The sequence below is a fragment of the Raoultella sp. T31 genome, assembly GCF_002806725.1.
GTDB classification, from domain to species: Bacteria; Pseudomonadota; Gammaproteobacteria; order Enterobacterales; family Enterobacteriaceae; genus Klebsiella; species Klebsiella electrica.
Genome location: NZ_PIBO01000001.1, coordinates 228,053 through 246,502, shown reverse-complemented (window position 1 = coordinate 246,502; position 18,450 = coordinate 228,053). Strand labels below are relative to the sequence as shown.

The 18,450-nt window shown below is 57.0% G+C and carries 20 protein-coding genes; 11 read left to right on the top strand and 9 right to left on the bottom strand.

Going from position 1 to position 18,450, the window contains the following annotated elements; genetic code table 11:
• Position 1 precedes the first annotated feature (1 nt).
• Genes sirB2 through hemA form a run of 4 tightly spaced genes read right to left on the bottom strand, consistent with a single transcriptional unit; the run spans position 2 to position 3,622 of the window.
• A complete protein-coding gene (sirB2, locus tag CWM52_RS01240; protein WP_100682427.1) occupies positions 2 to 394 on the bottom strand; it encodes an invasion regulator SirB2 in 393 nt (130 codons plus the stop codon).
• Positions 391 to 1,242 (bottom strand): peptide chain release factor N(5)-glutamine methyltransferase, encoded by an 852-nt coding sequence (prmC, locus tag CWM52_RS01235; protein ID WP_100682426.1) that lies wholly within the window; start codon positions 1,240 to 1,242, stop codon positions 391 to 393. Before prmC ends, sirB2 begins: the two co-directional genes overlap by 4 nt.
• Positions 1,242 to 2,324, bottom strand: coding sequence for a peptide chain release factor 1 (gene prfA, locus CWM52_RS01230; protein ID WP_100682425.1), 1,083 nt, complete (start codon positions 2,322 to 2,324; stop codon positions 1,242 to 1,244). The genes prmC and prfA overlap by 1 nt, the downstream gene beginning before the upstream one ends.
• Before the next feature lie 41 nt (positions 2,325 to 2,365).
• Entirely contained in the window at positions 2,366 to 3,622 is a 1,257-nt protein-coding gene (gene hemA / locus CWM52_RS01225; protein WP_004863529.1) for a glutamyl-tRNA reductase, read from the bottom strand.
• A gap of 273 nt (positions 3,623 to 3,895) precedes the next feature.
• Between hemA and lolB the strand changes: the two genes are divergently transcribed.
• From lolB to dauA, 4 genes are all read left to right on the top strand, one after another.
• Complete coding sequence (gene lolB, locus CWM52_RS01220) at positions 3,896 to 4,507, top strand: lipoprotein insertase outer membrane protein LolB (RefSeq protein ID WP_032687099.1); 612 nt, start codon at positions 3,896 to 3,898, stop codon at positions 4,505 to 4,507.
• Positions 4,507 to 5,358, top strand: coding sequence for a 4-(cytidine 5'-diphospho)-2-C-methyl-D-erythritol kinase (ispE, locus tag CWM52_RS01215; RefSeq protein WP_160704872.1), 852 nt, complete (start codon positions 4,507 to 4,509; stop codon positions 5,356 to 5,358). Before lolB ends, ispE begins: the two co-directional genes overlap by 1 nt.
• A gap of 180 nt (positions 5,359 to 5,538) precedes the next feature.
• Complete coding sequence (gene prs, locus CWM52_RS01205) at positions 5,539 to 6,486, top strand: ribose-phosphate diphosphokinase (protein ID WP_002910407.1); 948 nt, start codon at positions 5,539 to 5,541, stop codon at positions 6,484 to 6,486.
• A gap of 124 nt (positions 6,487 to 6,610) precedes the next feature.
• Positions 6,611 to 8,290: a C4-dicarboxylic acid transporter DauA gene (dauA, locus tag CWM52_RS01200; RefSeq protein ID WP_100682423.1), complete on the top strand. Its 1,680-nt coding sequence runs from the start codon at positions 6,611 to 6,613 to the stop codon at positions 8,288 to 8,290.
• Here the strand turns inward: dauA and CWM52_RS01195 are convergent, their stop codons facing one another.
• On the bottom strand, positions 8,291 to 9,337 hold the full coding sequence (locus tag CWM52_RS01195; RefSeq protein WP_100682422.1) for a MerR family transcriptional regulator: 1,047 nt from the start codon (positions 9,335 to 9,337) through the stop codon (positions 8,291 to 8,293).
• A gap of 243 nt (positions 9,338 to 9,580) precedes the next feature.
• On the bottom strand, positions 9,581 to 9,856 hold the full coding sequence (ychH, locus tag CWM52_RS01190) for a stress-induced protein YchH (protein WP_100682421.1): 276 nt from the start codon (positions 9,854 to 9,856) through the stop codon (positions 9,581 to 9,583).
• Positions 9,857 to 10,128: 272 nt separating this feature from the next.
• On the opposite strand from ychH, the gene pth reads away from it, so the two are divergent.
• The 3 genes from pth (at position 10,129) to CWM52_RS01175 (ending at position 12,314) form a co-directional block, all read left to right on the top strand.
• Positions 10,129 to 10,713 (top strand): aminoacyl-tRNA hydrolase, encoded by a 585-nt coding sequence (pth, locus tag CWM52_RS01185; protein WP_100682420.1) that lies wholly within the window; start codon positions 10,129 to 10,131, stop codon positions 10,711 to 10,713.
• A gap of 117 nt (positions 10,714 to 10,830) precedes the next feature.
• The gene (gene ychF, locus CWM52_RS01180) at positions 10,831 to 11,925 is read left to right on the top strand and encodes a redox-regulated ATPase YchF (protein WP_100682419.1); all 1,095 of its coding nucleotides are present in this window, start codon (positions 10,831 to 10,833) and stop codon (positions 11,923 to 11,925) included.
• A gap of 131 nt (positions 11,926 to 12,056) precedes the next feature.
• Entirely contained in the window at positions 12,057 to 12,314 is a 258-nt protein-coding gene (locus tag CWM52_RS01175) for a hypothetical protein (protein WP_100682418.1), read from the top strand.
• 2 nt (positions 12,315 to 12,316) lie between these two features.
• Here CWM52_RS01175 and fraE read toward each other — a convergent pair whose 3' ends face one another.
• Entirely contained in the window at positions 12,317 to 13,360 is a 1,044-nt protein-coding gene (gene fraE / locus CWM52_RS01170; protein WP_004863557.1) for a fructose-asparagine asparaginase, read from the bottom strand.
• Positions 13,361 to 13,710: 350 nt separating this feature from the next.
• Complete coding sequence (locus tag CWM52_RS01165; RefSeq protein ID WP_100682417.1) at positions 13,711 to 14,544, bottom strand: SDR family oxidoreductase; 834 nt, start codon at positions 14,542 to 14,544, stop codon at positions 13,711 to 13,713.
• 93 nt (positions 14,545 to 14,637) lie between these two features.
• Between CWM52_RS01165 and CWM52_RS01160 the strand changes: the two genes are divergently transcribed.
• The gene (locus tag CWM52_RS01160; RefSeq protein ID WP_100682416.1) at positions 14,638 to 15,600 is read left to right on the top strand and encodes a LysR family transcriptional regulator; all 963 of its coding nucleotides are present in this window, start codon (positions 14,638 to 14,640) and stop codon (positions 15,598 to 15,600) included.
• Here the strand turns inward: CWM52_RS01160 and CWM52_RS01155 are convergent.
• Entirely contained in the window at positions 15,544 to 15,945 is a 402-nt protein-coding gene (locus CWM52_RS01155; protein WP_100682415.1) for a RidA family protein, read from the bottom strand. The two genes, CWM52_RS01160 and CWM52_RS01155, sit on opposite strands and share 57 nt — an antisense overlap.
• A gap of 314 nt (positions 15,946 to 16,259) precedes the next feature.
• On the opposite strand from CWM52_RS01155, the gene CWM52_RS01150 reads away from it, so the two are divergent.
• From CWM52_RS01150 to CWM52_RS01140, 3 genes are all read left to right on the top strand, one after another.
• Positions 16,260 to 17,375, top strand: coding sequence for a 1-propanol dehydrogenase PduQ (locus CWM52_RS01150; protein ID WP_100682414.1), 1,116 nt, complete (start codon positions 16,260 to 16,262; stop codon positions 17,373 to 17,375).
• A gap of 124 nt (positions 17,376 to 17,499) precedes the next feature.
• The gene (gene pduL / locus CWM52_RS01145) at positions 17,500 to 18,192 is read left to right on the top strand and encodes a phosphate propanoyltransferase (RefSeq protein WP_100682413.1); all 693 of its coding nucleotides are present in this window, start codon (positions 17,500 to 17,502) and stop codon (positions 18,190 to 18,192) included.
• Complete coding sequence (locus CWM52_RS01140; protein WP_304528731.1) at positions 18,185 to 18,445, top strand: hypothetical protein; 261 nt, start codon at positions 18,185 to 18,187, stop codon at positions 18,443 to 18,445. Before pduL ends, CWM52_RS01140 begins: the two co-directional genes overlap by 8 nt.
• Positions 18,446 to 18,450: the final 5 nt, after the last annotated feature.

Below are 18,450 nucleotides of genomic sequence, written 5' to 3'. Positions count from 1 at the left end.
CTTACCCCAGTAACGGTGTTCTTGTAATGGCGAGTTGTATGATGATGAACAACACCACCAACGCCAACAGAAAGGCAATAAACCGGCTCTGCTGGCTGCGCGGGCGACGACGGCCCAGCGCGATAAAACCCAATGCGATGTAAATAATAACGCCAAACAGCTTTTCAGTCAGCCATGAGCCGTCTTCAGTGAAGGGCAGATAGTGCGTTATAGCCATTAACCCTGCGCCGCTCAGCAATAACAGCGTATCGCAGCAGTGCGGCGCAATGCGCACCCAGCGCTGGTTCAGCCGGGCATTGCCGCTGTAGGTCCACCAGTAGCGCAAGGTAAACAGACTGACGGAAACCACCACACACGCTATATGCAGATACAGCACCGCGCTAAACAGATTCATATGCCAGCTTTCTCCATGCCGGAAAACCGCCCTGTCGTCAGGCGGTCGTTATCGCCGTAGTCACGGCAGGTCGTCACATCGTGGTAGCCCGCGTCGCCGAACAGCGCCCGTACCGCCGCCCCTTGTTTCCAGCCGTGTTCCAGCAGCATCAGTCCGTCGGGCATCAGGAAACGACGCCCTTCGCGGATGATATGCGCGAGGTCGGCGAGGCCGTTATCGGCAGCAACCAGCGCCGTTTTCGGCTCAAAACGCACATCGCCCTGCTCAAGATGCGGATCGGCTTCGTCGATATAGGGCGGGTTGCTGACAATCATCGTGAACCGCTGTCCGGCCAACGCGCTGAACCAGTGGCTTTGCAGTACGGTAACGTTAGTGAGGGCAAGGCGCCCGGCGTTACGCGCGGCTAATTCCGCCGCATCGGGCATAAAATCCACCGCCGTGACCTGACAGTCCGGGCGTTCACTGGCTAACGCCAGGGCGATCGCGCCGGTGCCGGTGCCTAAATCCAGAATCCGGCACGGGGTCGCCGGTAGCCGCGCCAGCGCCTGCTCGACGAGGCATTCGGTGTCCGGACGCGGAATGAGCGTTGCGGGGGAAACCAGCAGCGGCAGCGACCAGAACTCACGTTCGCCCACCAGATGGGCCACCGGCTCGCCGCGCTGGCGGCGGCTCAGCAACGTCTCCAGTTGCGCCAGCTGTTCCAGAGTCAGCTCCGTTTCACCGAAGGCGAGGAGCCAGGTCCGCGCCCTGCCGGTGACGTGCCCTAACAGGATCTCGGCGTCGCGTCGCGGGCTTTCACTCGCGCTCAGTCGCGCAATCGCCTGCGCCAGCCACTGTTGAAAGGTCATCATTCCTGCTCGGAAAGCGCGGCCAGCTGATCGGCCTGATATTCCTGAACAATCGGCTCAATCAGCATATCCAGTTTCCCTTCCATCGTTTCGTCCAGACGGTAGAGCGTCAGGTTGATACGGTGGTCGGTCACGCGGCCCTGCGGGAAGTTATAGGTGCGGTTACGATCGCTGCGATCGCCGCTGCCCAGCAGGTTACGACGGGTTGACGCTTCCGCCTGCTGGCGCTTAGCGATTTCCGCCGCGCGAATACGCGCGCCGAGCACCGACAACGCTTTGGCTTTGTTTTTGTGCTGCGAACGCTCGTCCTGGCACTCCACCACTATCCCGGTCGGTAAGTGGGTAATACGGATAGCCGAATCGGTGGTGTTAACGTGCTGACCGCCGGCCCCGGAGGAGCGGAAAGTATCAATACGCAAATCGCCCGGATTGATATCCGGCATTTCGGTTTCCGGCAGCTCCGGCATCACCGCCACGGTACAGGCGGAGGTGTGAATACGCCCCTGGGATTCGGTGGCCGGCACGCGCTGCACCCGATGACCGCCGGACTCAAATTTCAGCCGACCATACACGCCATCGCCGCTGATTTTGGCAATCACCTCTTTATAACCGCCATGTTCGCCTTCGTTGGCGCTCATGATCTCCACGCGCCAGCGGCGGGCTTCGGCATAACGGCTGTACATCCGGAACAGATCGCCAGCAAACAGCGCCGCTTCATCGCCACCGGTACCGGCGCGGACTTCGACAAAGGCGTTGCGTTCATCATCCGGATCCTGCGGCAGCAGCAGCACCTGCAGCTGTTGCTCCATCTCTTCGCTTTTCGCTTTCGCGTCGCGCAGTTCTTCCTGCGCCATTTCGCGCATTTCCGCATCGTCGAGCATCATCTGCGCAGTCTCGATATCGTCCTGCACCTGGCGCCATTCGGTATAGCAGCGCGCCACGTCGCTCAGCTGCGCATATTCCCGCGACAGCGCGCGGAATCGATCCTGATCGGCGATGGTCGCGGCATCGCCCAGTAGCGCCTGAACTTCCTCATGGCGTTCGTACAGAGCTTCCAGTTTGGCAACAATAGAAGGCTTCATAGGCGTGAATTCACCCTGTCCTGAAAAAAGAGAAATGTGCGCTATTCCAGCCCGAGGCTGTTGCGCAGAATATGCAGGCGTTCATCATCCCCGTCACGGGCAGCCTGCTGAAGAGATTTGGTTGGTGCGTGGATCAGGCGATTGGTCAGCTTACGCGCCAGATCCTGCATGATTTCCTGCGCATCGCCGCCCTGCTCCAGCGCAGCCAGCGCTTTCGCCGTCAGCTCCTCACGGACCTGCTCGGACTGGGAACGATATTCGCGGATAGTCTCGCTGGCGCTCTGGGCACGCAGCCAGGCCATAAATTCGCTGGTTTCCTGCTCGACGATCGTTTCGGCCTGTACCGCCGCGGCTTTACGCTGCGCCAGGTTATGCTGAATGATATTTTGCAGATCGTCCACGCTGTACAGATAGGCGTTCGCCAGCTTACCCACTTCGGGTTCGACATCGCGGGGCACCGCGATATCAACCAGCAGCATCGGCTGATTACGCCGCGCCTTCAGCGCACGCTCCACCATTCCTTTGCCGATAATCGGCAGCGGACTGGCGGTTGAACTGATGATGATGTCGGCCTCTTTTAGCCGCTCGTCGATGTCGCTCAGGGCGATCACCTCCGCGCCGACTTCCTCGGCCAGAGCCTGCGCGCGTTCGCGGGTACGGTTAGCAATCACCATATTGCGCACGTTGTGCTCGCGCAGATGACGCGCCACCAGTTCAATGGTTTCCCCGGCGCCGACCAGCAGCACCGTCACGCTTGAAAGGGATTCGAAGATTTGTCGCGCCAGCGTACAGGCGGCGAAGGCCACGGAGACCGCGCTGGCGCCGATATCGGTTTCAGTACGTACGCGCTTTGCTACCGAGAACGACTTCTGGAACATCCGCTCCAGTTCGCTGACGTTGAGATGTCCGCGGCTGGAATCGGCGAAGGCTTTTTTGACCTGTCCCAGAATCTGCGGCTCGCCGAGCACCAGTGAATCGAGGCCGCTGGCGACGCGCATCAGATGGCTGACCGCATCATTATCCTGATGCCAGTACAGACTTTTACGCAGGTCTTCTTCATTAAGATGGTGGTAATCGCACAGCCAGCGGATCAGCGCTTCCTGCAGATTATCCTGTTCCTCAACGCTGAGATACAGCTCCGTGCGGTTACAGGTCGACAGCACCACCCCACCCTGCACCATTGGCTGAGCCAGCAAGCTCTCCAGCGCCTTATCGAGCGTGTCCGGCGAAAACGTTACGCGTTCTCGCAGCGCGACCGGGGCTGTTTTGTGATTAATGCCAAGAGCTAAAAGGGTCATTGTGAGGGAATAGTACCAGCGTTGCTAAGGTTAGTCTGAGCGCATCATACAGGATGCGCGGAGTCAATAAAAGAGACGCTCCCCTTTTGGAGTAATAGGTTCCGGGCTTAAAAGCCATTAACGGTAATTTTTTGATTTCAGACAATTTGAACGTAGACGCTATCGCCGGGCAACGCTAACATTAAGGGTTATCATTGTAACCCGCTACACAAATCGGGCGTGCATCGTCGCGTCGCCGAATTTCACTGTAGATATCAAGGATTTGTCATCATTATGAATCGACTGCTCCGCCTGTTACCGCTGGCAAGCCTGGTCCTGACCGCCTGTACTCTCAACGCCCCGAAAGGCCCTGGCAAAAGCCCTGACTCTCCTCAGTGGCGTCAGCACCAGCAGGATGTCCGCAATCTGAGCCAGTACCAGACCCGCGGCGCCTTCGCTTATCTCTCCGATGAACAAAAAGTTTACGCCCGCTTCTTCTGGCAGCAAACCGGTCAGGATCGCTATCGCCTGCTGCTGACCAACCCGTTAGGCAGCACCGAACTGTCGCTGACCGCCCAGCCGGGCAGCGTGACGCTGATCGATAACAAGGGCCAGACCTATACGGCGACCGATGCCGAAGAGATGATCGGCCGCCTGACCGGAATGCCGATTCCGCTCAACAGCCTGCGCCAGTGGATAGTCGGCCTGCCGGGCGACGCCACCGACTACTCGCTGGACGATAAGTATCGCCTGAGCGAACTGAACTATACGCAGAATGGCAAAACCTGGCATGTCACCTACGGCGGCTACACCAGCGATACCCAGCCATCGCTGCCGGCCAACATGGAGCTGAACAACGGCAGTCAGCGCATCAAGCTGAAAATGGATAACTGGATTGTGAAATGATGACCCGCTGGCCCTCTCCTGCAAAACTGAACCTGTTTTTGTACATCACTGGACAGCGCGCCGATGGTTATCACACTCTGCAGACGCTGTTTCAGTTTCTGGACTATGGCGATACCTTAACTATCGAGCCGCGTCATGACGGCACGCTGCGCCTGCTGACGCCGGTTGCCGGCGTACCCGATGAAGAGAATCTGATTATTCGCGCCGCCAGACTGCTGATGGAGGCGGCGACAGCATCCGGACAGCTTCCCCCCGGTAGCGGCGCCGATATCAGCATCGATAAACGTCTGCCGATGGGCGGCGGTCTGGGCGGCGGTTCCTCCAACGCCGCGACGGTGCTGGTGGCACTCAATCATCTGTGGGGCTGCGGTTTGTCGGAAGAGGAACTGGCGACGCTGGGATTGCGTCTGGGTGCCGATGTGCCGGTATTCGTACGCGGTCACGCCGCCTTTGCCGAAGGCATTGGCGAGATTCTGACGCCGGTCGAACCGCCAGAAAAGTGGTACCTGGTCGCTCATCCTGGGGTCAGTATTCCGACGCCGATCATTTTCCGCGATCCCGGGCTACCACGAAATACCCCGGTCAGGTCAATAAGTACGTTACTAAAATGTGAATTTCGCAATGATTGCGAGGTTATCGCAAGAAAACGTTTTCGCGAGGTTGATGCCGCGCTTTCCTGGCTGTTAGAATATGCGCCGTCGCGCCTGACTGGCACGGGGGCCTGTGTCTTTGCTGAATTTGACACCGAGTCTGCCGCTCGTCAGGTGCTGGAGCAAGCCCCGGAATGGCTACAAGGCTTTGTCGCGCGCGGAGTGAATATCTCCCCGCTCAAGCTAGCCCTACCCAGGTAGTTGTGCTTTTTTGCACGAATTACCGTCGTACGCCGGAGAAATTGAGTAACGGTGACAACGTCACCCTGTTCCAGACGTTGCATCGTTCTCTTTAAATACACCGCCTGGATAGAAGAGTGCCGCCCGCACGGTTTCTGGCGCTTTTCATCCACCACTGGACGCATGCCTGAGGTTCTTCTCGTGCCTGATATGAAGCTTTTTGCTGGTAACGCCACCCCGGAACTAGCACAACGTATTGCCAACCGCCTGTACACTTCTCTTGGCGACGCCGCTGTAGGTCGTTTTAGCGACGGCGAAGTCAGCGTACAAATCAATGAAAACGTACGCGGTGGTGATATTTTCATCATCCAGTCCACTTGTGCTCCCACCAACGACAACCTGATGGAACTGGTTGTTATGGTTGATGCTCTGCGTCGCGCTTCGGCGGGTCGTATCACCGCTGTTATCCCTTACTTCGGCTATGCTCGTCAGGACCGTCGTGTGCGTTCTGCCCGTGTGCCAATTACCGCGAAAGTGGTTGCCGATTTCCTCTCCAGCGTTGGCGTCGACCGCGTACTGACCGTTGACCTGCATGCAGAACAGATCCAGGGCTTCTTCGACGTTCCAGTTGATAACGTATTCGGCAGCCCTATTCTGCTGGAAGATATGCTGCAGCTGAACCTGGATAACCCGATCGTGGTTTCTCCGGATATCGGCGGCGTGGTGCGCGCTCGCGCTATCGCCAAACTGCTGAACGATACCGATATGGCTATCATCGACAAACGCCGTCCGCGCGCTAACGTTTCCCAGGTGATGCACATCATCGGTGACGTTGCTGGCCGCGACTGCGTTATGGTTGACGATATGATCGATACCGGCGGCACGCTGTGTAAAGCAGCTGAAGCGCTGAAAGAACGTGGAGCGAAACGCGTATTTGCCTACGCCACTCACCCGATCTTCTCCGGCAATGCTATCCAGAACATTAAAAATTCTGTGATTGATGAATTCGTCGTCTGCGATACTATTCCGCTGGCGCCGGAAATCAAAGCGCTGGACAAAGTACGTACGCTGACGCTGTCTGGCATGCTGGCGGAAGCGATTCGTCGTATCAGCAACGAAGAATCTATCTCTGCTATGTTCGAACATTAATCGAGCCCGGCCAAAAAACCCGCTGCGGCGGGTTTTTTTGTCTCTCAACCTGATTTGTATGACTATTGCCTCCTTCACCTGCCATTTAGTTGACAGATGATGCGCTCATGGATCAAACATTATTGTGAACAGATTATTTTCCTCACATGTGATGCCTTTCCGCGCCCTCATCGATGCTTGCTGGAAAGAAAAATACACGCTATCTCGTTTCACTCGCGATCTGATTGCCGGGATCACGGTCGGGATTATTGCCATTCCTCTGGCAATGGCATTGGCTATTGGCAGCGGTGTCGCGCCGCAGTATGGACTTTATACCTCCGCCGTCGCCGGGATTATTATCGCTCTGACCGGCGGCTCGCGCTTTAGCGTATCCGGGCCTACCGCCGCATTTGTGGTCATCCTCTATCCGGTGTCGCAGCAATTTGGCCTCGCCGGGCTGCTGGTGGCGACGTTGATGTCCGGGGTCTTTTTAATTCTTTTCGGCCTGGCCCGCTTTGGCCGGTTAATTGAATATATCCCGGTGTCCGTGACCCTCGGGTTTACCTCCGGTATCGGTATCACTATTGGTACCATGCAGATTAAAGATTTTCTGGGTCTGCAGATGGCGCACGTTCCCGAACACTATCTGCAGAAAGTCGGCGCGCTGGTTATGGCCCTGCCGACCATTAATCCTGGCGATGCTGCCATTGGCATTGTCACGCTGGGCACGCTGATTATCTGGCCGCGTCTGGGCATTCGTCTGCCGGGCCACCTGCCTGCACTGCTGGCGGGCTGCGCGGTGATGGCGATCGTCAACCTTCTGGGGGGCCACGTCGCGACTATCGGCTCTCAGTTCCACTATATTCTGGCTGACGGTAGCCAGGGCAACGGGATCCCGCAGCTGCTGCCGCAACTGGTGCTACCGTGGGATATGCCGGGCTCCGACTTTACGCTCAGTTGGGAGTCGCTGCGGGCGCTGCTGCCGGCGGCTTTCTCCATGGCGATGCTCGGCGCGATTGAATCACTGCTGTGTGCGGTGGTTCTCGACGGGATGACCGGCACGAAGCACAAAGCCAACAGTGAACTGATAGGCCAGGGACTCGGCAATATCGTCGCCCCTTTCTTTGGCGGTATTACCGCCACGGCCGCCATTGCCCGCTCAGCGGCTAACGTCCGCGCCGGCGCGACATCGCCGGTATCCGCCGTTATCCATGCGCTGCTGGTGATTATGGCGCTGCTGGTGCTGGCGCCGCTGCTCTCGTGGCTCCCGCTGTCTGCAATGGCGGCGCTGCTGCTGATGGTGGCGTGGAATATGAGCGAAGCGCACAAGGTGGTGAATTTGCTGCGCTACGCGCCGAAGGATGACATCGTGGTGATGCTGATGTGCATGTCGCTGACCGTACTGTTTGATATGGTCATCGCTATCAGCGTCGGTATCGTGCTGGCCTCGCTGTTGTTCATGCGCCGTATTGCGCGCATGACCCATCTGGCGCCGGTCAACGTGGATGTGCCCGACGATGTGCTTGTCCTGCGGGTTATCGGCCCCCTGTTCTTTGCCGCTGCCGAAGGGCTGTTTAACGATCTGGAAACGCGGATTGCAGGTAAGCGGATCGTGGTCCTGAAGTGGGATGCGGTGCCGGTACTGGATGCCGGCGGTCTGGATGCCTTCCAGCGTTTCGTCAACAAACTGCCGGAAGGCTGTGAACTGCGCGTCTCTAATCTTGAGTTTCAGCCGCTGCGCACGCTGGCACGGGCAGGCGTTCAGCCGATTGCCGGGCGTCTGAGCTTCTATCCCGACCGGGCTGCCGCGCTGGCAGACATTTAACTATCGTGACGCGGGCGCATGCGCCCGCGTCATCATCACGCCAATCGCCTGCCGGAGCCAGCCAAGCACCTCCGGCGTCATCCAGGTCCCTTTCATCAGGTGCGGTTCGCGCTCCATGGCAAAGCGGAATTTTTGCTGAGTCTGGGGATGGGTTCCGGCATAGGACTGAAACAACGCCAGCCACTGCCTGGCCAGCGCCTGCCCGGCAGCAGAAGCCGGGTCGCAATGCTCGCGACAGGCCTCGTGCAGCGCCGTCACCAGCACCGGCCACTCCATCAGCCGATCAAAGTAGTGCGCGCGCGTGAAGGCCAGCTCATCGGCGCTCAGATAGCGCGCCCAGATAGCCAGCTTACTCTCGGCAAAGGCGTGGGTAATGTAGTCCATAACCTCCACGGTGATACCGGTTTGCTCGCGCATTTGCGGTTCGGCGACGTGCATTTCATTCAGGCGGGTAAGAAACTCGGGCCGCCCGGCCGTGTCCAGCTCCAGGCGCTCCATCCAGCGGGTCGCCAGCGCCATGGCCCGCGGATCTTCCACCGGGCACGCCGCGGCAATTAACTGGCGAACCTCCGTCACCAGCGCCAGCCAGACCTGGTTGCGCTGCTCATCCTGCTCCGCAAACGGCAGCGCCTGTAATTCCTGCGGACTAAACCAACGATCGTACATTTTCATTAACTCCAGCGTCTGTAGCCAGGACTCCAGGTCAGGCTCGCTACCGCCTTCCAGCTCATCGCGTAGCTGAACCAACCGTTCGCGTAGCGTGGAGACCGCGCGCAGCTGCTTATCCAGCGTCGAGATCTGCTGTACCAGCAGGTCGGAAAGCGAAAACGCGTCCTGGTCAAGGTAGTCCTTAATAGTGGCGAGTTCCAGCCCGGCCTGCGCCAGCGCCTTAATCATATGCAGACGCTGAACCGCCGCCAGGTTATAGAGTCGGTACCCCGCCTCGCTTCTGGCCGACGGCATCAGCAGCCCCGTTTGTTCATAGTGATGTAGCGTGCGGACGGTCATTCCGGCGCGTCTCGCCAGTTCACCCACCTGAATTAACATAACTGCTCCTGTCGTGCGACCATAGCGCTACTCTGCCGCCTGACGTTACGTCAGGGTCAAGAGTCAAAGAAAGATCTATTTTACCGTGAAGGCGCCATTCGGGCAGCAAAGGCGTTGATGTGAAGAAAAGCGGGATGCGAAAAGCACAACAGCCAGCTACCGGTAAGGCAGCTGGCTGCAGATAAATACGTTATCTAAGCGCACCGCCGCCTGAGACGGCTGGTGCGATAAACTAAAACGGGTTTAGCTATGCCGGTGCTGATCGCGGCGGCCGCGTTTATCGTAATGGCGGACCCACCAGTATTTGTCGCAGACCTGTTCATGTCCGCCAACGCGCGCCCCGGCAAGCCAGAGAACGGCGCCGACAAAAATACTTAATATCGCGCCATGAGCGAAGAACTGAGGCAGGTCAATCTGCGGAAGCTGGTTTAAAATAGAGTAACCCACGCCAACAACCATGACGACCAATCCTAAACCCATCAGTACATTACCGAGTAACGAAGCATTTCTGCGTTTCATATGTCACCTCCGGAACCTTGGGTTACCTGGGAATATCCCCAAAACTTATAGGTCTAGTATAGACAATGGGGATAAGGTTGATTGCGTCGGCGATCACATTAGTCAATATCAAACCAACAAAAACTTACAAATAAGTGACTGAACAACATCAAATTCTAATGGTTTATGAGGGTAATTATCTCTTCCCCTGTCGTTGTGCCGGCAGAATTTTGTCAACCGCGTCGGCAAACAGTACACTACGCGCCAGAGAACGACCCAAGCAGGATAGAAAAGTGACGATAAAACTGATTGTCGGCCTGGCGAACCCCGGCGCTGAATACGCGGCGACCCGGCACAACGCTGGCGCCTGGTACGTAGATTTACTGGCAGAGCGCCATCGCGCCCCGCTGCGCGAAGAGAGCAAATTCTTCGGTTACACCTCGCGGATTAACCTTGCCGGCGAAGATGTCCGCCTGTTGGTCCCGACCACCTTTATGAATCTCAGCGGCAAAGCCGTGGCGGCAATCGCCACCTTCTACCGCATTAACCCGGATGAGATTCTGGTGGCGCACGATGAGCTGGATCTGCCGCCCGGGGTGGCAAAATTTAAGCTCGGCGGCGGCCACGGCGGCCACAATGGCCTGAAAGATATCATCAGTAAGCTGGGCAATAACCCCAACTTTCATCGCTTACGTGTCGGAATCGGCCATCCGGGCGATAAAAATAAAGTTGTCGGCTTTGTGCTGGGTAAACCACCGGCGAGCGAACAGAAACTGATTGATGAAGCGGTTGACGAAGCGGCGCGTTGTACCGAGGTGTGGCTGAAAGACGGTCTCACCAAAGCAACCAACCGTTTACACGCTTTTAAAGCGCAATAACCGGTCGACGTGCGGAATTTTTGCCGCGCACCGTGTATAATAGCTCAGGCTATTTACTTTTCTGCAATCTGCTCACTGTAACAGGTTGATTATCCAAAGATTAAGGTGATTTAAATCATGGGATTCAAATGCGGTATCGTCGGTTTGCCCAACGTCGGCAAATCCACCCTGTTCAATGCGCTCACCAAAGCGGGTATTGAAGCGGCCAACTTCCCCTTCTGTACCATTGAGCCGAACACCGGTGTCGTGCCGATGCCCGATCCGCGTCTGGACAAGCTGGCTGAAATCGTCAAACCACAGCGCATTCTGCCGACCACCATGGAATTCGTCGATATCGCGGGCCTGGTGAAAGGCGCATCCAAAGGCGAAGGTCTGGGTAACCAGTTCCTGACCAACATCCGTGAAACCGAAGCTATCGGTCACGTGGTGCGCTGCTTCGAGAACGACAACATCATCCACGTGAATAACAAAGTGGATCCGGCAGACGACATCGATGTGATCAACACCGAGCTGGCGCTTTCCGACCTCGATACCTGCGAACGTGCGATTCACCGCGTACAGAAGAAAGCGAAAGGCGGCGATAAAGACGCTAAAGCTGAGCTGGCGGCGCTGGAAAAATGCCTGCCGCAGCTGGAAAATGCCGGCATGCTGCGCGCGCTGAAAAACCTGACCGAAGAAGACCGGGCCGCCATCAAATACCTGAGCTTCCTGACGCTGAAGCCGACCATGTACATCGCTAACGTCAACGAAGACGGTTTTGAGAACAACCCGTACCTCGATAAAGTTCGCGAGATCGCCGCTGCTGAAGGTTCCGTGGTGGTCGCCGTGTGTGCCGCTGTCGAATCTGATATTGCTGAACTGGACGATGCCGACCGCGATGAGTTCATGGCCGAGCTGGGTCTCGAAGAACCGGGCCTGAACCGCGTGATCCGCGCCGGTTATGAGCTGCTGAACCTGCAGACCTACTTTACCGCAGGCGTCAAAGAAGTTCGCGCGTGGACTATCCCTGTTGGCGCTACCGCTCCGCAGGCGGCAGGCAAAATTCACACCGACTTCGAAAAAGGCTTTATCCGCGCACAGACCATCGCCTATGAAGACTTTATCACTTACAAAGGCGAGCAAGGGGCGAAAGAAGCCGGTAAGATGCGCGCCGAAGGGAAAGACTACATCGTTAAAGATGGCGACGTCATGAACTTCCTGTTCAACGTCTAATCGTTTTTGTTGTCTCGTGAGATTTCATTGAATCTTATGGCGATTAAAAAACCTTATAAAATCCACGCTATTGCGTGGATTTTTTTTTATTTTCATCGCACCGGCACATTACATGAAAGCGCGGCAGAAATATGAGCATACGCGCAAGCCAGTCGTGGTGGGAGCCAACCCGATTCAAGCCAGCGTTGACTGAGATAATCCGGCTCTGTCGTCTGGAAAGCGTCACCACGCCGCAGGTGAAAACCCTCGATACCGCCCTGCCGCTGGAGCGGAGGCCCGGAATACTGGAGCATATCGGTGACTATCAACACAGGCATCAGTTAAACAAACGGATAGCCCCGAACAGGGGCCACCCTGGCTATGGCCGGTCCGGAACTATCTCCGGATGAAATTAGTAAGTGTGAAAATATTGCTGAATGAGCTGCGGATTTTTAGTTTGGGTCAGTGCCGTCATCAGCAAAATTCGCGCTTTTGCCGGGTTAAGCGAATCGGACACCAGTCCAGGCTGGCCGTCATCAACCGGAACAACACCGCTCCCCGTACGTGAGGCGCGAACAACCACGATACCGGCTTTTTCCGCCTTTTTGATTCCCGCAGCACTGCGTACAGAGACCGACCCCGCGCCGGTGCCGGCATAAATAATACCGTCTACATGATGCGCAATCGCCGCGTCGTACATATATTCAGGGTCGTCCTGATAGCCGTAGATAATGACCACTTTTGGCAATGCGTTAAGGTTACGCACATCAAATACCGAGCGTACAGTGTGAATTTTATCAACACGGGTTTCAAACTGCGGTTTACCGCTCACCATCACCCCGAGATACCCCTCTTCCGGCGCTTTGAAGGTATCCAGTGTCGTGGCATTGGTTTTGGTGACAAAACGGGCAGCGCCGATGCGATCGTTAAGAACCACCATCACTCCGCGTCCTTTCGCCTCCGGGTCAGCCGCTACAGTCACCGCTTCCAGCAGATTCATCGGGCCATCCGCGCTGATTGCCGTTGCCGGACGCATCGCGGCCGTAAACACCACCGGCTTGTTGCTTTTTACGGTCAGGTTAAGGAAGTAAGGCGTCTCATCAAGGGTGTCCGTTCCGTGGGTAATCACGACCCCATCCACATCATCGCGGGCCAACAGCTCGTTGACGCGTTTTGATAGCTTGAGGATTATCTCGCTGGTCATATTTTCACTGCCAATGTTTGCCAGCTGCTCTCCATCAACGCGAGCCACTTTACTCATCTCAGGCACGGCATTAATCAACGTCTGTACGCCAATTGCTCCGGCTTTATATCCTGTAGTCTGAGTATTACTCGCCGCCGAGCCGGCGATGGTACCGCCAGTAGCAAGGATTACAATATGCGGCAGATGCGTCTCACTTAACGCGAAAGTACTTATTGTCAGCAATGCCATTGCCAGTAATGCGCTAAATTTCATATTTACTCATCCCAAAAAGATAAAATTAAAATTCACCAGGTACTATTGCAAAAGGCTTGCCAGGAGGAATTTTCTTTTTATCTGCAGATATGATTAACTTTCAGGCAAAAAAAGGGATTTTAATCATTTTGCGCACGCTGCTGGTGCAGCGATGAACGAAAAGCGGGCATAAAAACTCACCATCCGGCCCAATTCACTTATCTCATCAAGCAGCGCTTACCTTTACCAGCAGGTTAGCTGCGGCAGCTAAGATTTCAGCGGCAGCTCGGTTGTTTTCAGTAAAAACCAAACGAAATAAAAATGCTCGCTCCTGCTTCTTTGCAGGTGGTGTGTATATTACCCACGGACAATCACGCATCTTTATCCACACTTAGCGCCAGCGCGCGGGTATCCTCCAGCACCTGTAACCGACTGTTCAGCGCCTCGTTGATAGATCGGTACGCCTTACTGCCCAGCGCCAGGCGAAACGGCGGCGCTTCCCCACTCGCGGCATCGATTATGGCAGCGACGGTTTTTGACGCATCGCCGTTAATAGCGAGAGTTCCCTGCGCCAGACCGCGACGCACTTCGCCGGCGGGCGTGTTGTCATAACAAGCCATCGGCGAAGCCGTATCCAGTCCGCCCGCAAAATTCGTCGCCGTCGGGCCGGGCTCGGCAATCATAAAATCGATGCCAAAAGGCGCCACTTCCTGGGCGACGGATTCAATAAATCCTTCAATCCCCCATTTGGTAGCGTGATAAAGGCTGAAATTCGGCCAGGCAATCTGCCCGCCTTCTGACGATATCTGCACAATACGTCCGCCTCCCTGCCGACGCAGAGCGGGTAACGCGGCCCGAATAAGCTGAATCGGGCCGATGAGATTGGTGGCAATCTGCCGGTCAATCTGGGCATCGCTCACCTCTTCCGCCGCGCCGAAGAGCCCGTATCCCGCATTACTGACCAGCACATCGATACGCCCGACGAAATCGAATGCCTGCTGCACCGTCCGGCGTACAGCGTCAGTATCCGTAACGTCCAGCAGCAGGATATGAAGCCGCCCATCGTATTGCGCCTGCAGATCATCCAGCGCGCCGGATTTGCGTAGGGTAGCAATCACTTTGTCGCCCCGCGCCAGCAGGCGCTCCGTCATCAGGCGTCCGAGACCGGTTGAAGTACCGGTAATTAACCAGGTTTTGCTGCTCATCGTTATCCTCCAGAAAAGTCTTTAACTCGCCGATACAGGATATGGCATGATGATTAGCACGATAAGACTCAACAAATGGCATGAAGAGGTGAAATGAAATCACCAGTCAAAACCCCGACGCTTTCCGATCTGAAAGCCTTTATTGCCGTCGCGGAACAGCGTAGCTTTCGGCGCGCAGCCGATTTTTCCGGCGTCACGCGTTCCACGCTAAGCCATGCTATCCGCGGACTGGAAGCACGTCTGGGCGTTCGCCTGCTGCATCGCACCACGCGCAGCGTGGCATTGACCGAGGCAGGAGAAACGCTGCTGCGGCGCATTGCGCCGCACCTGAGCGGACTGGAGCAAGCGCTGGAAGAGATCGCCGATACCCAGGGACAGGTCGTGGGCACGCTGCGTATTAATGGCGGGGAAGAAGCTATTCATCTGCTGCTGCAGACAATGGTGCCGGACTATATGGCGCGCTATCCCGGAGTGTCGCTGGATCTGGTCGTGGATGGCCGGCTGGTAGATATCGTCGCCGAGGGCTTTGATGCGGGGATCCGACTGGCGGAAGATGTCCCTGCGGATATGGTGGCTGTACGTTTTGGCGAAGATGTGCGTTTTCTGGCGGTGGCATCGCCGTCGTACCTGACCCGGCACCCTGCTCCGGCAAGCCCGGACGATCTGGCCCGTCATCAGTGCATTCGCCAGCGTTTACCCAGCGGTAAACGCTACCGCTGGGAGTTTTCCCGCCACGGTCAAAGCATCCAGCTGGATGTGCCGGGAACGCTGACCCTAAACAGTTCGCCGCTGATGGTGGATGCGGCGATAAAAGGTCTGGGGATCGCTTATGTCGCGGACGTACACGCCCACGCCGCGCTGGCGGATGGCCGACTGGTCAGCGTGCTGGAGCCATGGTGCCCCCCGATTCCGGGTTTGTGCCTCTGGTTTCCGGCCAACCGACATATGCCCGCCAGCCTGCGCGCGCTGATCGATCTCATGAAAGAACGGGGGCGATGCTCATTGCCGCGAGGGCAAACGGGCGGTGACCTTGATTTCAAAACGGAAGCCATATAACCAGGTGACGCCGACGCCGGTTAGCGTCGGCCAGGGTGCTTCTCCCCAGTATTCCGGCAACACCTTCCAGACCGCGTCGATAGTCGATGGCGCATCGACCAGATACACGGTGACATCAACCACATCGGCAAACGTACAGTCTGCGACGGCCAGCACCGCATTAAGGTTATCAAATGCCCGGCGGATCTCCTGCTCCAGTCCGGGCTCCGCTGAACCATCCTCCCGACTCCCCACCTGACCGGAAACAAACAGAAAATCGCCGGATTTAATGGCCGGAGAGTAACGGTTTTGCTCATACAGCGCCTGGCGCGCGGCGGGGAATACAATATCTGCGGACTTTCTCATCTTTTCTCCAGTTCTCCAGGGGTTTCAGGGATGATAGGCGCCCGCATTCGCTGCCGCTATGCCCGCGGACTGGCATGAGCCGGTGAATATTATTCACCAGTAGAGGATGACGGTGGCTGATGGCCTGATAAGAGAAAAACCGACGCCAGCCCCCTGCACTTTTTTGTCCGCCATAACAGACAACCGCAACTTAATCCTCGCGCTGCACAAGCATTGCCAGCGGCTTCGTCTCGCCCCCATGACACAATACGCTCTCTTATTACATCCGGCATTTGCCTCCCCGCAATCCGCTTAACGGATAAGGTAATCGAAAGATGGCGAGCTATTTCTTTTCTCTTCCTGACGTCTATTTTGGTGAAAACGCGATTCAAACCTTACGTCGGCTGAACCATAAAAAGGTGGCGATTGTGACCGACGGCTTTATGGTGACCTCCGGTAAAACCCGCGACCTGATTAATGAAATGCCGCAAGCCTGCGTCTCTATTTTCAGCGAGGTGAAACCCGACCCGAGCGTTGAGATCCTGCATGCCGGGGCCGCACAATTTAAACGTTTTAAACCGGACGTCATTATCGCGCTGGGCGGCGGCTCTTCTCTGGATGCCGCTAAAGGGATCAAGGTTACGCTGGAAGAGTTCCTCCCCGACCACGCCATAGAGCTTATCGCCATTCCTACCACCAGCGGTTCCGGTTCAGAGGTCACCGCCTACGCCATCATCTCCGATCCGCAAAACGGCCGAAAATATCCGCTGATTGCCGAGGAACTGATCCCGGACTGCGCCATCCTCGATCCCAACCTGGTTCTCTCCGTACCGCGCCAGGTCGCCGTGGATACCGGCATGGATGTCCTGACCCATGCCATTGAGGCGCTGGTGTCGACGGGGGCCAATGATTTTAGCGACGCGCTCGCCGAGAAAGCCATTGCGCTGGTCTGGCAACACCTGCCCGACGTTTTTAGCGATGAGAATAATCTTGCGGCTCGGGGCCATATGCACAACGCCTCTTGCATGGCCGGTATGGCGTTTAATTCGGCAGGATTGGGATTAGTGCACGGCATGGCGCACGCTATCGGCGGAATGTTGCATATCCCGCACGGCAAGATTAACGCCATGCTGCTGCCCTTAGTTATTGAACACAATGCCCGCCACGCCCCGCACGCACGGATGAGATACCTGAAATGCGCCGCCATTATGGGCATCCGGGCGGCAACGACGGAACAAACCCTGCGCGCGCTGATCGGCAGCATTCGCGATATCAATCATCATTTTGGTATTCCACCAACGCTGCAGGCGCTGGGAAAAGAGCGGGCGGCGGTGGAATCCCTGCGCCAGGCGCTGATCGCGGCAACTTTAGGGGATGGCTGCACGCAAACCAATCCCTGCCAGCCCCGCGCCGCTGATGTAGACCACTTGCTGACCGCTATCGCCGGCTAAATCTGGACAAGATTGTCCTGCGACCGGCGGAGCGTCAAAAAAGTCCTGCGCAACCGCAAAAAGGCCAACGCGGGACTGAATATGCTTGTATCGCTCTTTTCATCACTTTCAGGTTGTTGACGCTATGAATGACACCCAGCAGCAAGCCGAATTAATCGCCCGGGAAATTCTTCAGGAGCTCAGGTCCCGTGGCGCCGGGGCGGTGACCGGTTCCCCCTGCGCCGCGCAGACCTTGCGCATCCCCGTTGGTATCTCTAACCGCCACGTTCATCTGAGCCGGGAAGATATGGACATCCTGTTTGGCTATGGCGCCGCCCTCACCCGCATGAAAGCGGTAAAACAGCCGGGCCAGTATGCCGCCGAAGAGACGGTGACTCTGCGCGGACCAAAAGGGGAGCTCACCAGAGTACGTGTCCTTGGCCCGCTGCGCAGCACCACCCAGGTTGAAATCTCCGTCGCCGACAGCTTTGTCCTCGGTGTCAAGGCGCCATTGAGAATGTCCGGCGACCTACAGGACTCGCCGGGGATCGAGATTATCGGCCCGCGCGGGCGGGTCAGCAAAACGGATGGTGCGATTGTCGCCTGGCGCCATATTCATATTTCGCCCGCCGATGCCGAACGCCACGCCCTGCGCGACGGCATGGAAATTGACGTGCGTATCGACGGCTATCGCGGCGGCATTCTCAGCCACGTGGTGGTTCGGGTAAGTGCGGACGCGGTGCTGGAAATGCATGTTGATGTTGAAGAGGCCAACGGTTTTGGCTTGCGTAACGGCGATTGCGTCCAGCGCGCGTTTGTGGAACGCCGCCATGACTGACAGCACAGCAACCCGGCGGCTGAATGCATTGGCGGAACTGGTCTGCCAGGACGGATGCCGCGCCTGGTCTGGCGCGCTAAAAGTGGGTGTCGATCCGGGCACCGCCAATATCGCCATGGTTGTGCTGGATGAAAACGATAACCCCGTCGCCGGCATCAGCCATCCTTCACGGGCGCTGAAAGACGGCGTGATGGTGGATTTCCTGACCGCCAGGCTGGTGACGCCGCCTGGCATCGCCATGCGCAGCCGCTGAGGAGA

Coding starts and splice junctions, on each gene's coding strand:
- CWM52_RS01140 (WP_304528731.1), top strand. CDS start 18,185: ATGACTGACAGCACAGCAACCCGGCGGCTGAATGCATTGGCGGAACTG.
- CWM52_RS01165 (WP_100682417.1), bottom strand. CDS start 14,544: ATGAGCAGCAAAACCTGGTTAATTACCGGTACTTCAACCGGTCTCGGA.
- fraE (WP_004863557.1), bottom strand. CDS start 13,360: ATGAAATTTAGCGCATTACTGGCAATGGCATTGCTGACAATAAGTACT.
- CWM52_RS01155 (WP_100682415.1), bottom strand. CDS start 15,945: ATGAGAAAGTCCGCAGATATTGTATTCCCCGCCGCGCGCCAGGCGCTG.
- pduL (WP_100682413.1), top strand. CDS start 17,500: ATGAATGACACCCAGCAGCAAGCCGAATTAATCGCCCGGGAAATTCTT.
- ispE (WP_160704872.1), top strand. CDS start 4,507: ATGACCCGCTGGCCCTCTCCTGCAAAACTGAACCTGTTTTTGTACATC.
- CWM52_RS01160 (WP_100682416.1), top strand. CDS start 14,638: ATGAAATCACCAGTCAAAACCCCGACGCTTTCCGATCTGAAAGCCTTT.
- lolB (WP_032687099.1), top strand. CDS start 3,896: ATGAATCGACTGCTCCGCCTGTTACCGCTGGCAAGCCTGGTCCTGACC.
- prmC (WP_100682426.1), bottom strand. CDS start 1,242: ATGACCTTTCAACAGTGGCTGGCGCAGGCGATTGCGCGACTGAGCGCG.
- CWM52_RS01175 (WP_100682418.1), top strand. CDS start 12,057: ATGAGCATACGCGCAAGCCAGTCGTGGTGGGAGCCAACCCGATTCAAG.
- CWM52_RS01195 (WP_100682422.1), bottom strand. CDS start 9,337: ATGTTAATTCAGGTGGGTGAACTGGCGAGACGCGCCGGAATGACCGTC.
- prfA (WP_100682425.1), bottom strand. CDS start 2,324: ATGAAGCCTTCTATTGTTGCCAAACTGGAAGCTCTGTACGAACGCCAT.
- ychF (WP_100682419.1), top strand. CDS start 10,831: ATGGGATTCAAATGCGGTATCGTCGGTTTGCCCAACGTCGGCAAATCC.
- sirB2 (WP_100682427.1), bottom strand. CDS start 394: ATGAATCTGTTTAGCGCGGTGCTGTATCTGCATATAGCGTGTGTGGTG.
- CWM52_RS01150 (WP_100682414.1), top strand. CDS start 16,260: ATGGCGAGCTATTTCTTTTCTCTTCCTGACGTCTATTTTGGTGAAAAC.
- hemA (WP_004863529.1), bottom strand. CDS start 3,622: ATGACCCTTTTAGCTCTTGGCATTAATCACAAAACAGCCCCGGTCGCG.
- ychH (WP_100682421.1), bottom strand. CDS start 9,856: ATGAAACGCAGAAATGCTTCGTTACTCGGTAATGTACTGATGGGTTTA.